We start from the raw sequence: 14,888 nt of genomic DNA on the forward strand, positions 1-14,888 counted from the left end.
AAATTATGTTAAAAAATATAAAAACAACGTTATTTGCAATAATGGCTATAACCATGACATTCTCATGTGAGGATGACTTCTTGGATACTACGCCTACCGATGCTATCTCCGCTTCAGATGCGTTGGCCAATGAAGATAATATGCAACTTGTTTTAAACGGCTTGCATAGAGCGTTATATTCACAATCACAGACCATTTTCCCAGGTGGTAGCACCAACAGAGCAAACAACCATTTCTGGATCCCTATGGGAGACGCCCTTACAGGAGGAATTATACACTCAGCGGATGCCAACAATTTAGGGTGGCGAGATTTGGCTCAATGGAACGAGCACACTTTACCAACCTCGTTAACAACTGAAATTTTATGGTACTCCCGTTACAATATTATTGCAGGAGCCAACCTTCTTATTAACAGAATCAATGAAGGGGTTTTAACTGATTCCGACAAACTTAAGGAAATAGAAGGTCAGGCATACGCTTATAGGGCATACGCATATCTATCTTTAGTACAGCATTATGCAAAAGGTTATTTAGTTGGCAACCCATCAACTGATGCTGGTGTACCAATATTATTATCCTCAGAATCTCCATTTAACAGCGCGCCAAGATCAACCGTTCAAGAAGTCTATGATTTAATTGAAGCTGATTTAAACGCATCAATAACTGCTTTTGACGGTGCAACCACAAGATCAGGAGATGCCGCAGGCAAATCACAACTTAATATAGATGTTGCCTATGGACTTCTTGCAAGAACAGCATTATCAAAAGGAGATTGGCAAACAGCGGCAGATGCGGCGGTAATGGCCAGAGCTGACTACCCTTTAATGGATGAAGCGGATTATAAGTCCGGATTTAACACCAACAATCTTTCAGAAGTTATATGGGGAAGTAATGTAATTGCAGCGGAAACAACGTTTTTCCGTTCCTATTTCTACTTGGCAAGCAATACCTTTAATGGTAGCCAGGTAAGAAACAACCCAAAAATTGCGGATCGTAGATTAGTGGACGCAATTCCTGATACAGATTATAGAAAAGATCTTTTTATAATCAACGCCCCTAATACAAATACTTCTGCCGCTAACGGGCAAGGAGGTTTTGGCAATGACCCAAATTACACTGATGAAGAGGTTTTTGAAGCTACTGTTGATTCATTGAAATCATTATACGGTTTAACCTCTGCGTTTAATTTACACCCTTATATGCATTTTAAATTAAAAAATGCCAATCCGGGTTCAATTGACCCAGATGACGTCATCATAATGCGTTCATCAGAAATGTATTTGATTGAAGCAGAAGCTAAAGCTATGATGAATGATATTGCAGGTGCACAACAAGCTCTCTCCTCACTAGTTTCTGTTCGAGATTCAGCATATGACGTGACAATTTTTAATACCCAAAATTCATTGATGGAGCAAATTAAATTCCAAAGACGCTTAGAATTATGGGGCGAAGGTTTTGGCTATACAGATCACATTCGCTGGGATGAAGGAATTGACCATACAGCAGACGGAGGCTCCGGAGCATCACAGGTACTCTATCAAGATGCTTTTCAGCAAGACCCGCCTAGTACTAACAACGACTGGATTTTCAAAATTCCACAAGCTGAAATAGATGCCAATCCAAATTTAACTTCTGCAGATCAAAACTAAATATATACATTGAGTTAAGCTTGTTTTATTTTAAAACAACTATTGATTTAGTCCAAAAAACCCCTATATATAAAAGATATATAGGGGTTTTTATCTTATTAATTTAGACTAACGCGAGCCTTTGACATCTACAAACCAGAATTAGAAGAATTGCAAACACTGATTAAATCAGAAATGGAAAATGCATACAAAATAGCAGTTCCTTTAGATGTTGAAGTTGGCTTAGGTGATAATTGGTTGGTAGCCCATTAAAGCTAAGATTAGTTAAAGTTTATTTAAAGGGAGACGAAAATACTTTTCTAGAACGTTAGCATATAGCGTACTTCTCTCATGAGGTACGCTATTTTTCATGAAAAGGATTTTAATCATTCTAGCTTTTATCATCTTTAGCGCTACCCAATTAGCGGCACAAGATGTTAAAGTTTTTCCTAATCCGGCAACCAACGTTATCAATGTACTTGGTCTAAAAAATGACAAGAATGCCGTTATAACCGTTAGGGATAGCTATGGCAACCAAGTAATCTTTCACCAATGGGACATTAAAAGAAACTCATTGAACATACCTGTTTTTAACCTAGAAAAAGGTTTGTACATGATTACTATACAATCTGAACATCAGAATATAAAAACAAAATTCTACAAGCAATAAAAAACCCTTGTCATTTGACAAGGGTCTTATTTTTTTTATACTTAGCAAACTTTTATCGTTTTACAAATATCAATTGTCCGTCTTCTGAAAAATTTGGAATATCCAAATCACTGGCATCAACCGTCATAATGTTTCCTTCTATAGAAACACCTATTGCCAACTCATCGCCATTTTCATCAATAGTTGTGACCGTTTCACCGTCAAAGGTATAGGTACTTTCATTAACATCCGAATCTGTAGGGCAAGGAATATCCAAGCCTGTAGCGGTCGCATTTACTTCAATATAATTAGCAGAATTAGATGCGCTTGCCGTTAAATCCTCATTAAACTGTAATGTTATAATGAAGCAGTTATCAGCTGTAAGAAAATCCAATATTTGCTTTCCAAATTTTGCATCATCACTTGCTGTCTCATTATCTATTTTTAGCTCAGTAGCATCCCATGTACCAATTATGGCCGTGCTTTGAACTTCAGCTTCAGTCTGTGTTTCATCCTTATCCGAACTACAGGAAATTAGTGTTAACACTATCCCTGCAATACATAAAATATGCTTATACATCTTTTTGTTTTATTGGTTGTACACCCCTAAAAACGAAAAAAACTAGGTATTATTTCAAAAACCGATAATTGGATACCTTCAAGAATCAATTCTTTATAGAATAAACCTGTAAGTTGCTTTGAGCAAAATTGTATTATCCTTTTTCTGTCCTAGTATTTGTCGATCTAAATTTCTACCCAATGTTTCACTGGGATCACCTGCACCCACAACACCTTGAGACCATACCAAAAAGATTTCCGAACCAGGTATATATTCCCATCTTAGTACAAGGTTTGATCGAAACTGAACATACGAAAAGTTAGGATTCTCTATTTGATAATCTATGGCACCATCAATATCTTCATCTATCAAATAATTATTGGTATCAGCTGATCCTGATATTTGATTTTCGGAAAATAACGTTACACGTTCGCTCAAGTTCTCAGCAATCGGGTTATTTACATAATTAAAATCAGTGTAAGTTCCCCTAGAAATAAATGGCTCACCGTAATACTGAATAGATAAATTCGGGTTGATACTATAATTAAAGCGGATAGCCGTGCTGAATGTCTTTTGATCAATATTACCAGTTATATACCTTGCATTACCATTAAAACTAGTTTCCGTCACATACTGTGTCTTATTCGGATTCTCTTCAAACTCAGAAGAAATAGACAGGTTAAAAGCATCAAAAGGTTGGTAGTATAATCTAAACACATATCGCTTTAAAGAAAAGTTATTTTCAGCTGCCTGGCTATTTACATACCCTAAAGTTAAGCTCATTTTTTTTCTACTATCCGAGCCAAAGAAAAGATAAGCGAAGTTTTCATCAGACCAACGCCAACGAGGTCCGCCACGAAGAACGGTATTTGAAAAAATACGGGGTTTATGGGCAGCACCAACCTCTGTCCACCAATTATTTTTATAGTTAATAAAACCCTGGAATTCATATTGAATTCTATTATAATTTCCATCAAAGTCAAACGTAGAGTATTGACTTAACCCTAAGTTTGCACGTCTATAAAAATTAGTAGGCTTTATGAACAACCTACGAACGTTAGCCGTTTGCTTAATTTCATCTGCCTGCCTTAAGAATCCAATATCATTGAGTTCCAATTCTGGAGACCTCCAAATAACTCCGCCATCATATCGCCAATTCCCACCTCCTGCTTTTCCGAGTGCCAACTTACCACCGCTACCCGTTAAAGAGGTACGATCAGGGTCTACATTAACATGACTAGCATCTACCCTTTGAAATAAGTGCGTAATACTATTCTGTGTTCGTTCAATAGCTTGTTGACTGCCCGTAATATGACTGCCTGCAATATTTCCTTCAACATAATAATTTCTGTTTTTCCAACTATGTTTAAAATCTACCCCACCTGTGTAGGCACTACTTCTTAAAAAATCGAGATTATCTGGAATATTTCTATTCGTTGCAGTAAATATTCCTCCAATAAAAGAATTACGTTCGTTAAAATCCTTTTGTACCCTACCCACAATATAATTTGTAAGCGGCTCTACAAGTTCTGATCTTTCATTTCCTGCAAGATCCTCTATATCTGCATACATGTTGCCCGTGATACTTTGCAATAAGCCCAAAGACCAACCATTTTTGGTTTTACCTGAAAATTTTGCAGCACCCAGTATGGTTGAATTCGTAGGTTGATCTACAAATTCCGTTTCAGTACTGTTTGCAAACCCTTGTGGACTTCTACCAATTCTTCTACTGTAAAAAATATTATCATTACCATCGGCAAATTCAAAATCGAAAATATTTTTGTTTTCAATAAAGAACGGCCTACGTTCTTCAAAGAAGATTTGAAATCCGTCCAATGCAATAGCTCCTGGATCAGCATCTACTTGTCCAAAATCTGGATTAACCGTTAAATCTAGAGTAAGATCATTGGTCAAACCTATTTTGGCGTCTAACCCCACATTTAAACCATAATCACTACCATCACGAAAAGGGTTGCCCGCTTGTGACGGATAAGCATCATACTGATTTACCAAAAATGGTTGAATTTCCAACTGTTTTTGAGGCTGAATATCAATAAGCCCTCTTAACACTCCAAACTCACTAACCCAACCAGGAGCATCTAATGACACAGGTTGCCAAAGTGACCGTTCTTCTTCCCTAAAGAAACGTCTGTTCAATTGAAGCCCCCAAATTTGTTCTTTTTGTTCTCCAAATTTTAATTGACTAAAAGGTATTTTCATTTCTGCCGACCATCCTTCATGATCAATCTGTGTAGCGGTATACCAAATAGGATTCCAGCTAGCATCCCAAAAATCACCATTTTGAGAAATAAATTCATCCCCTTTTACACCGGCAGCAGAAACATTAAACGAAAAACCCGTTCTTTTATCGTTGTAGCTATCAATGTTAATTTCTATCCAATCACCCGAAAAATTATCACGCCTTGCCAGCCTCTTTTCTATCTTAGAAGGTACACTATCGTAACAACGAATACCCACATAAAGAAATTTTTCATCATATGTAATCTTAAACTTTGTTGATTGACTAGGTTTTTCCCCATTATTAGGGTCAAATACGGTAAAATCACTTGCCCAAGGAACGCTGTTCCAAGCCAAATCGGTCATCAAACCATCAATAGCAATGGTCTCACCTAAATTTACTTTTTGTGTAGTATATACTCTTTGTACCTTTGTTGTAACTGTTTGGGAAAAAGCAGTAGCTGAAATTATTAAATATAAAATACTTGTAACTAAGCATTTACGCATCATAATATCTTCTTTGATTGATTGATCGGTTATTACAAGAGACAATGAATATTTTAAATTGTTACAGAATCGGTAATAAAATCAATAAGAATAACAGTACTACGATGGCTATAAACCGGTTAGAAATTACATTTAATTAAAAAATGTAAAAAAATAAGAAACAAGTATTTGCAATTCAAGTTAATAATTGTAGATTTGCAGCCCCTTTCACGGGATTGATTAAAATAATAGTTAAAAATAGCAGTAGTGGATACATTAAGTTATAAGACCGTTTCGGCCAACAGAACAACTGTAAACAAAGAGTGGTTATTGGTAGATGCCGAAGGAGAAACATTAGGACGCATGGCTTCAAAAGTCGCCTATTTGTTAAGAGGAAAGCACAAGCCTAGTTTCACCCCTCATGTTGATTGTGGTGATAATGTTGTTATTATCAACGCAGAGAAAATTGTTCTTACAGGAAACAAGTGGTCTGATAAATCATATATGAGATACACTGGCTACCCAGGTGGACAACGTACTACTAGCGTAAAACAATTGTTGGATAAAAATCCAGAAGGTATTCTTGAAAAAGCAATAAAAGGAATGTTACCTAAAAACAGATTAGGTGCAGAACTTTTTAGAAACCTTAAAGTTTACGCAGGTACGGAGCATGGACAAGAAGCTCAAAAGCCTACTGTTGTTAATTTAAAAGATATTAAATAAGATGGAAGTAATTCATAAAATTGGTCGTAGAAAGACCGCTGTAGCGAGAGTATATCTTTCTGATGGAAATGGTGACATTACCATTAACAATAAAGATTTAAGCGTATACTTCCCAACTGCAACACTTCAATACAAAGTAAAGCAACCTTTCAGCTTAACTGAAAGCTTAGATACTTACGACGTAAAAGTAAACGTTTACGGTGGTGGTATTACTGGACAAGCAGAAGCTATTCGTCTTGCTTTATCTAGAGCAATGTGCGAGATAGATGCTGAGAACAGATCAATCTTAAAACCAGAAGGTCTATTAACTAGAGACCCAAGAATGGTTGAACGTAAGAAATTCGGTCAGAAGAAAGCACGTAAAAAATTCCAATTCTCGAAACGTTAATTCGAGATTACAAGAGTACAGGGCACCCTTTTTGGGTGCCTATTTTTATATTTTATCACACTGGGAAACCAGATTATTAACAAGTTCATTGAAAGTCCGTTAAGGACAATTAAAAATCCTTTAATTCCAAAAAATTGAAGGTAAGATTAGTTTAGCATCTAAATGATGAAGGCTTCTTGATATTATATTTCGAGATACCACTTTGTCATTGCTAATTCAAAAGAACGTAAACTAAATTTAAAATGGCGAGAGTCGAAGTAAAACAATTATTAGAAGCAGGTGTACATTTTGGTCACCTAACAAGAAAATGGAATCCGAACATGGCTCCTTACATCTACATGGAGCGTAATGGGATTCACGTAATCAACCTTTACAAAACAGTTGCAAAATTAGATGAGACCAACGAGGCTCTTAAAAAAATTGCAGCGTCAGGTAGAAAAATACTTTTCGTAGCTACCAAAAAACAAGCTAAGGACATCGTTGCAGAAAAAGCAGCAAACGTAAACATGCCTTACATCACTGAAAGATGGCCAGGTGGTATGTTAACCAATTTTGTTACTATTCGTAAAGCCGTTAAGAAAATGGCTTCTATTGATAGAATGAAAAAAGATGGAACTTTCCTTACACTTTCTAAAAAAGAAAGATTGCAAGTTGACCGTTTACGTGCAAAATTAGAAAAGAACTTAGGTTCTATTTCTGAAATGACACGTTTACCAGGTGCATTGTTCATCGTTGATACAATGAGAGAGCACATTGCAGTTAAAGAAGCTCAAAAATTGAACATTCCAATTTTTGCAATGGTAGATACCAACTGTGATCCTAGAGATGTAGATTACCTTATACCTTCTAACGATGATGCTTCTAAGTCTATTGATATTATCATGACAGAAGTTACCAATGCAGTTGCCGAAGGTTTAGCTGAGCGTAAAGCTGAAAAAGGTGATTCTGAAGGTAAATCTGACAAAAAAGATAAAGGTGCCAAGAAAAAAGCAGTTGCAGACAAACCAGCGCCAACTCCAGAAAAAGTTGACACTAAACCTGCACCAGTTGTAGACAAAGTACCAAATGTTGAAGTAAACGTTGAAGCTACTAAAGAAGCTGTTGCGAACGATACAAAAGCAGAAGCTGATGATTTAACAAAAGTTGAAGGTATTGGCCCAAAAGCTGCTGAAGCTTTAGTTGCTGCCGGTATTGCTACTTACGAAGATCTTTCTAACGGAGATGCTGAGAAAATCAAAGAAATTTTGACAGAGGCAAGTTCTAGAATGGCTCATTTAGATCCAACTTCTTGGCCAAAGCAAGCTAAAATGGCTGCTGAAGGTAAGTGGGACGAGCTTAAAGAATGGCAAGACAACGTTAAAGGTGGTGTAGAATAAGTTACTACATTTGTTATAAAAATAAATCTAACGACCCCTTAAAACGGGTATATTAAAAGTAAAAAAAAATGGCAAAGATTACAGCTGCAGAAGTTAATAGATTAAGAAAGACTACTGGTGCAGGAATGATGGATTGCAAAAAAGCCTTGGTTGAAGCTGAAGGTGATTTTGAAAGTGCAATCGAAATTCTTCGTAAAAAAGGTCAAAAAGTTGCAGCAAAAAGAGCTGACAGAGATTCTTCTGAAGGTGCAGCAATCGCTAAAGTAAATGATGACAACACTAGTGGTGTTATTATTTCTTTGAACTGTGAGACCGATTTCGTTGCTAAAAACGAAACTTTTGTAACATTGGCTACAGAATTAGCAGACTTAGCAATCAACTTTGATTCTAAAGAAGCTTTCTTGGCCGCTGATTATAAAGGTATGACCGTTCAAGAAAAACTTACTGAGCAAACAGGTGTTATCGGTGAGAAAATTGAGATAGGTGGTTTTGAAACGTTAAGTGCTCCTTTTGTAGGTTCTTATATTCACGCAGGAAACAAAATAGCTGTTTTAACAGGTCTTTCCGCTTCTGTACCAGGTGCTGAAGAAGTTGCTAAAGATGTGTCAATGCAAGCTGCCGCTATGAACCCTGTAGCATTAAATGAAGATGGTGTTGACCAATCCGTGATCGACAAAGAAATTGAAATTGCAAAAGATCAATTACGTCAAGAAGGAAAACCAGAAGCAATGCTAGACAATATCTCTAAAGGTAAAATAAAGCGTTTCTTTAAGGACAATACTTTAGTAAACCAAGATTTCATTAAAGATAGCAAACAAAGTGTTGCTCAATATGTAAAATCAGTTGATTCTAATTTAGAAGTAACAGGATTTAAAAGAGTTGCATTAGGTTAATTACAATACAACTAACTCAATAAAAAACCGCCTTACTGCAAAGTAGGCGGTTTTTTTATTTAGCATCATTATTAAACCTTAGTCTTTTAACCAAGCCTTACGTAAGTCTATAATTATCTGGTCTACATTTTCTAAAGGAACAATCTTCTTTACCTTTTTTACCGGTTGCCCTACCTTACCTTCAACCGAAACCAATTCACCATCTCTTTCGACAGTCATACTTACTACAGTTTCTGGCGTCCAACTAAAACTTTCCCCAATAATTGGTCTAAGCGACTCAAGATTAATCTCCTGTCCGTTTATCACCTTAAAAATATCACCTCCCTGTAGTTTTAAATCATCAAAGAAAGAATTCAACTCTATATTCTCACGTATAAAAACAACACTATCATTTTGCACATCAACATCCATATAAGGCACTTGCCCATCAAAAAAGTAACCTGTAGACTCTTCAACATCTTTTGTAGCTAAACCTACCTTTGAAAAATAAACATCATAATCTATAGGTGTATCTCCAATAACATGTTCCTTAAAAAAAGTATCCACCTCCGGATAGGTCATCTGAACAATCTCACCGAATAAAACTTCATCTTCAAAAGGCACATCCGAACCATATTTTTTAGACAGCTCTTTCATCAACCAAAGCATACTCTTTTCGCCGTTGCTCTTTTCTCTTAATATAATATCTAAACACATATTTATTAAAGCACCTTTCTCATATACGTTAGCGTAATTGGGCTCATAAGGTTGCTCTAAAATATTCTTGCTCATTTCAGTGAAAGACATGCTATCATCATAAAATTTAGAGTTGGTAATTTTACCCAACATGCGCTCATAAAAATCCTCTTCAGAAATTAAACCTTGCTGTACCTGAAATAAATTGGCAAAATACTCCGTAGTACCTTCGTACATCCATAAATGTTGTGACATTTTTGGGTCATTAAAATCAAAATATTGTATTTCTTTAGAATGAACGGACAATGGTGTTACAATATGAAAGAATTCGTGCGAAACCACATCTACCATAGCTTGCTCCAAACGACCAATATCCATAGCTTCAGGTAAAACCACCACGGTAGAAGTATGATGCTCCAAAGCTCCAAAACCATGAGCATCGGGCTTATTTACATCAGACAAATACAAAAGAATATTATACTCTTTAGTACTATCTACATCACCAAGAAACTTCTTCTGAGCCTCCATCATTTTTAACATTCTATTCTTTAAATCAGAAGCCTTGTACACGTTATTTGGTGAAAACAAGCTCAATGTTACCGTTATACCATTAATTTCAAAACTTTCAGTATTAGGTTTAGCGTACATTATAGGGTTGTCAATAACTTCAAAATACCTATTGGCAAGAAACGCGTCCCAAAGTGGATCTGGCTTACGGTCAATTTGATCAGAAAGGGTAGTTGTTGCAATTAAGTCCGCTGGCTTTTTAATATGAATAGCATAAGGAACCTCTTTAAACCCATCAAAATAGCCTACAAAACCATGTAGGTTCAGCATAAAATTACTGTCTTTCTCAATATTTGTACCTGCCGGGGAAAATACTGCATCAACCACTTCATTTTCCGTATCATAGGTATCATTTACCCAGTAACGTACTTTATCAAGCTGTGTTCCATTAGAAATACTCCAAGAATTTTCATCAAGCTTAACAAACTGCAATGGATTACCTTTATAATCCAAAGCTTCAAAATCCTGCAAATACTGTCCGTAGTTATCGCTACTATATGTACCTGGCACCGTTTTAGGAATTCTAAAAATAACCGTTGACGAAGCAAAGGCACCAGGATCTACAATCACCTGCACCCTATCTTCTACCACATTGACCAAATCTATTGAAGTAAGAACAGGGCTTTTCTCAATAGCTGCCAATTGCTTACCGGCTCCACAAGCATATAATAGAAGAGCACTTGAAATAATTAATAAGGATTTTTTCATAAAATATTCAATTGTTAATTTTTAAAATAATGATATATCAAAGATAGAGAATAAGTAACCATAGTATCTTGACACCAATCTTTTACCAGAATAAAATATTGAACACGCCCATCAAAAATTTTCATTATTTTTGATGGCAAATTAAAACTAGAATGCACTACAAACGAATTCTTCTAAAATTAAGCGGAGAAGCCTTAATGGGTGAAAAGCAATATGGAATAGATTCTAACCGCCTAAATGAATATGCGGAAGAAATAAAAGAGGTAGTTGAAAAAGGAATTGAAGTTGCCATTGTTATTGGTGGCGGAAACATTTTTAGAGGCCTTACAGGTGCAGCCACAGGTATGGATCGCGTACAAGGGGACCACATGGGTATGTTAGCTACCGTTATCAACGGGTTAGCTTTACAAAGCGCTTTAGAAATGAGTGGTGTACAGACCAGATTGCAAACTGCTATAAAAATTAATGAAGTAGCCGAGCCTTTTATTAGAAGACGTGCCATGAGGCATTTAGAAAAAGGAAGAGTCGTTATTTTTGGCGGCGGTACAGGTAACCCATATTTTACAACAGATTCTGCTGCAGTTCTTAGAGCTATTGAAATAGAAGCAGATGTTATCTTAAAAGGTACAAGAGTAGATGGCATATACACTGCCGACCCAGAAAAAGATAAAAGTGCCACAAAATTTGACACTATTTCTTTCCAAGATGTACTTACAAAAGGACTAAAAGTAATGGACACGACTGCCTTTACCCTAAGTCAAGAGAACGAACTACCAATCGTAGTTTTTGATATGAACAAAAAAGGAAACCTATTGAAAATTGTTGACGGGCAAACCATTGGTACCACGGTCAACCTATAATTTTTGGTACAATTAATGTTATTGCGATAGTAATACACTTATTATATGAACGAGGAAATACAATTTGTTTTAGACGCTACAAAAGAAGGTATGGAAGCTGCCATAGCGCATTTAGAACGTGAATTTTTAAAAATTAGAGCAGGTAAAGCCAGTCCTACCATGTTATCTTCTGTATTGGTAGATTATTATGGCTCACAAACTCCACTAGCTCAAGTAGCCAATATCAACACGCCAGATGGTAGAACAATTTCTGTTCAACCATGGGAGAAAGGTATGCTTCAAGAAATTGAAAAAGCCATAATGAATGCCAATTTAGGCTTTAATCCTATGAATAATGGCGACATGATCATCATCAACGTACCGCCTTTAACAGAGGAGCGTAGAATACAGTTGACCAAGCAGGCTAAAGCTGAAGCAGAACATGCAAAAGTAGGAGTTAGAAGTGCAAGACAAGATGCAAACAAAGAAATAAAGGATTTGGATATTTCTGAAGACCTTCAAAAAAACGCAACCGCAGATGTACAGGATCTAACCGATGCATTCACTAAAAAGATTGATGATTTCTTGAGCAAAAAAGAGGCTGAAATCATGAAAGTTTAAAGTTTATCCAAAATATAGGATCACAAAGCTACCTGAATAGGGTAGCTTTTTTTATTTGTATAAAATTTAAACTTTTCAATCTAGGAACAATTGTAGCTAATAGTTACCTTTGCCACCTGCAAAAACAGTTATGGTAGCGAAACTTACGAAAGGATTTTGGCCTAAAACGGCAAACATAATTCTACGCAACAGAATCCTAATTTTACTATTGATTACCGGTTTTACCATTTTCATGGGCTGGCAATGGCAATACATGCGATTTTCTAGCTCACAAACCAACCTTTTACCAGATGATCACCCGGTTAACATACAATACCAGGATTTTTTAAGCAAATTTGGCGAAGAAGGTAATGCTGTTGTTTTTGCCATACGGGATAGCGCTTTGTTTGAACCTACTAATTTTAACCGTTGGAATAGGCTCAGCAAACAACTTGCCGCTTTTCCAGAAGTTGAATTCGTTATATCAACCGACAACTTAAAAGAGTTGGTTAAAAATAACGACAAGCAAGAATTTGAAATGTTGCCGTTAATCAACGGTGAATTAAAGACCAAAAAAGAAATAGACAGTATAACAGATCATCTTTTTAATGATCTACCTTTCTATGAAAATCTACTTTTTAACAAGGAGAGCAAGACAATACGTACCATTGTCAATTTAGATAAGGATATAGTTAACACCACTGTTAGAAAAGATTTTATTCTACAGGACATCAACACCTTGGTTCGTAATTTTGAAAAGGAAACCAATCTCGATGTTCATATTTCCGGTATGCCCTATGTGAGGACCATGAACTCACAAAACATCATAGATGAAATAGGAAAGTTCATTTTGGCAGCGCTAGGCGTTACCTCCTTAATTTTCTTCTTTTTCTTTAGAAGCGTTAGAGCCACTTTCATTTCAATGTGTGTAGTTATCATTGGGGTAATGTGGGCTTTTGGTTTTCTAGGACTTTTACAATATGAAATTACGGTACTTACCGCCCTTATTCCTCCACTAATTATTGTAATAGGTATACCAAACTGTATATTCTTGATCAACAAATATCAGCAAGAGGTTAAAAAACATGGTAACCAAGCACTTTCGTTGCAACGTGTAATCTCCAAAATAGGAAATGCTACGTTAATGACCAACATTACCACTGCTTCTGGTTTTGCCACTTTTATCATAACCGATAGTACTCTTTTAAAAGAGTTTGGTATTGTAGCTTCTATCAACATCATTGGAATTTTCATTTTATCGCTTTTGATTATTCCTATAGTGTACAGTTTTATGCCATTACCAAAAACAAAGCATTTAAAACACTTGAACAAAAAATGGATAGATGCATTTGTTAATTGGATGGAACGCATCGTAAGACATAGAAGAATTACGGTTTATATAGTTTCTATATCACTATTGGTCTTAAGCATAATTGGTATTTACCAAATAAGAATCTCTGGCAGTCCTATAGAAGACATGCCTAAAAATGCTGAATTCTTTCATGATATAAGATTCTTTGAGAAAGAGTTTAAAGGAATAATGCCAGTTGAAATTGTAGTGGATACTAAAACTCCAAAAGGTGTTTTAAAGCCCGCTACACTTAAGCGTATGAATCAACTTGGAGAAGTAATCGATGAAATACCAGAACTTTCGTCTCCCGTTTCAGTAGTAAATTTGGTAAAATATTCCAAACAGGCCTTTTACAACGGCATACCAAAATACTATCAATTACCTACAAGTCAAGAAAACACTTTTATAATGGACGTTGCCCGTAAATCATCTGACAACGGTAATCTATTGGAGTCATTTGTGGATAGTACGGGACAAACCGCTAGAATAACTACATTCATGCGCGATGTAAACACAAGCCGTATGGAAGAAATAGAGCAACGTTTACTTGAGAATATCACTAAGATTTTCCCGGTAGAACGTTATAATGTTTATATGACCGGTAGCGCACTTTTATTCCTAAAAGGAACTAAATATTTGGTAAAAAACCTGATCATGTCGCTTGCTCTTGCCATTGCGTTGATCGCTTTATTTATGGCATACTTGTTCCGTTCTTTTAGAATGATCGTTATATCACTGATCCCCAATCTTTTACCTCTAGTAATTACGGCGGGTATTATGGGATTTGTAGGCGTACCTATTAAGCCGTCTACAATTTTGGTATTTAGTATTGCATTTGGTATTTCTGTAGATGACACCATTCACTTTCTAGCCAAATATAGGCAAGAACTTACAGCGAATAAATGGCGTATTGAAAAATCGGTTTACAATGCACTACGGGAAACAGGTGTTAGTATGTTTTATACATCAATTGTATTATTTTTCGGTTTTTCAGTATTTGTAATTTCCAATTTTGGCGGCACCGTAGCCTTGGGTTCATTAGTATCGGCCACCTTATTACTTGCAATGTTGGCTAATTTAATTTTACTACCCTCGTTATTGTTATCGCTGGAAAAGAGTATAGCTAACAAACAGACACTTAAAAAACCACAAATAGACATCTTGCCTCAAGAAGAAAACAACAATTAATCAATTTTCATTTTAAGGCA

Annotated in this window: 12 protein-coding genes; 9 read left to right on the top strand and 3 right to left on the bottom strand. The window is 35.9% G+C overall.

Going from position 1 to position 14,888, the window contains the following annotated elements:
* The first annotated feature begins 5 nt into the window (after window positions 1–5).
* Together VBZ51_RS03245 and VBZ51_RS03250 are read left to right on the top strand one after the other, a co-directional pair.
* The gene (locus VBZ51_RS03245; RefSeq protein WP_416576038.1) at window positions 6–1,649 is read left to right on the top strand and encodes a RagB/SusD family nutrient uptake outer membrane protein; all 1,644 of its coding nucleotides are present in this window, start codon (window positions 6–8) and stop codon (window positions 1,647–1,649) included.
* 349 nt (window positions 1,650–1,998) lie between these two features.
* The gene (locus VBZ51_RS03250; RefSeq protein WP_071341242.1) at window positions 1,999–2,298 is read left to right on the top strand and encodes a T9SS type A sorting domain-containing protein; all 300 of its coding nucleotides are present in this window, start codon (window positions 1,999–2,001) and stop codon (window positions 2,296–2,298) included.
* A gap of 52 nt (window positions 2,299–2,350) precedes the next feature.
* Here the strand turns inward: VBZ51_RS03250 and VBZ51_RS03255 are convergent, their stop codons facing one another.
* Both VBZ51_RS03255 and VBZ51_RS03260 read right to left on the bottom strand, forming a co-directional pair.
* Window positions 2,351–2,857, bottom strand: coding sequence for a hypothetical protein (locus tag VBZ51_RS03255; protein ID WP_348100771.1), 507 nt, complete (start codon window positions 2,855–2,857; stop codon window positions 2,351–2,353).
* Between the two features lie 93 nt (window positions 2,858–2,950).
* Entirely contained in the window at window positions 2,951–5,626 is a 2,676-nt protein-coding gene (locus tag VBZ51_RS03260; protein ID WP_416576039.1) for a DUF5916 domain-containing protein, read from the bottom strand.
* Between the two features lie 201 nt (window positions 5,627–5,827).
* On the opposite strand from VBZ51_RS03260, the gene rplM reads away from it, so the two are divergent.
* The 4 genes from rplM (at window position 5,828) to tsf (ending at window position 8,940) form a co-directional block, all read left to right on the top strand.
* A complete protein-coding gene (rplM, locus tag VBZ51_RS03265) occupies window positions 5,828–6,283 on the top strand; it encodes a 50S ribosomal protein L13 (protein ID WP_036151839.1) in 456 nt (151 codons plus the stop codon).
* 1 nt (window position 6,284) lies between these two features.
* Window positions 6,285–6,671 carry a 30S ribosomal protein S9 gene (rpsI, locus tag VBZ51_RS03270; RefSeq protein ID WP_058103966.1) on the top strand — a complete coding sequence of 129 codons (387 nt, stop codon included), beginning with the start codon at window positions 6,285–6,287 and terminating at the stop codon, window positions 6,669–6,671.
* A 242-nt stretch (window positions 6,672–6,913) separates the two neighbouring features.
* Window positions 6,914–8,047, top strand: coding sequence for a 30S ribosomal protein S2 (rpsB, locus tag VBZ51_RS03275; RefSeq protein ID WP_058103967.1), 1,134 nt, complete (start codon window positions 6,914–6,916; stop codon window positions 8,045–8,047).
* A gap of 68 nt (window positions 8,048–8,115) precedes the next feature.
* Window positions 8,116–8,940: a translation elongation factor Ts gene (gene tsf, locus VBZ51_RS03280; RefSeq protein WP_058103968.1), complete on the top strand. Its 825-nt coding sequence runs from the start codon at window positions 8,116–8,118 to the stop codon at window positions 8,938–8,940.
* 78 nt (window positions 8,941–9,018) lie between these two features.
* Here the strand turns inward: tsf and VBZ51_RS03285 are convergent, their stop codons facing one another.
* Window positions 9,019–10,890 carry a peptidase M61 gene (locus VBZ51_RS03285; protein WP_416576040.1) on the bottom strand — a complete coding sequence of 624 codons (1,872 nt, stop codon included), beginning with the start codon at window positions 10,888–10,890 and terminating at the stop codon, window positions 9,019–9,021.
* Between the two features lie 152 nt (window positions 10,891–11,042).
* Between VBZ51_RS03285 and pyrH the strand changes: the two genes are divergently transcribed.
* From pyrH to VBZ51_RS03300, 3 genes are all read left to right on the top strand, one after another.
* Entirely contained in the window at window positions 11,043–11,750 is a 708-nt protein-coding gene (pyrH, locus tag VBZ51_RS03290; protein ID WP_058103970.1) for a UMP kinase, read from the top strand.
* 45 nt (window positions 11,751–11,795) lie between these two features.
* A complete protein-coding gene (frr, locus tag VBZ51_RS03295) occupies window positions 11,796–12,350 on the top strand; it encodes a ribosome recycling factor (protein WP_058103971.1) in 555 nt (184 codons plus the stop codon).
* Window positions 12,351–12,480: 130 nt separating this feature from the next.
* Window positions 12,481–14,868 carry an efflux RND transporter permease subunit gene (locus VBZ51_RS03300; RefSeq protein WP_071341237.1) on the top strand — a complete coding sequence of 796 codons (2,388 nt, stop codon included), beginning with the start codon at window positions 12,481–12,483 and terminating at the stop codon, window positions 14,866–14,868.
* The last annotated feature ends 20 nt before the right edge of the window (window positions 14,869–14,888 follow it).

The sequence above is a fragment of the Maribacter sp. HS genome (assembly GCF_048059195.1).
In the GTDB taxonomy this organism is placed as follows: domain Bacteria; phylum Bacteroidota; class Bacteroidia; order Flavobacteriales; family Flavobacteriaceae; genus Maribacter; species Maribacter dokdonensis.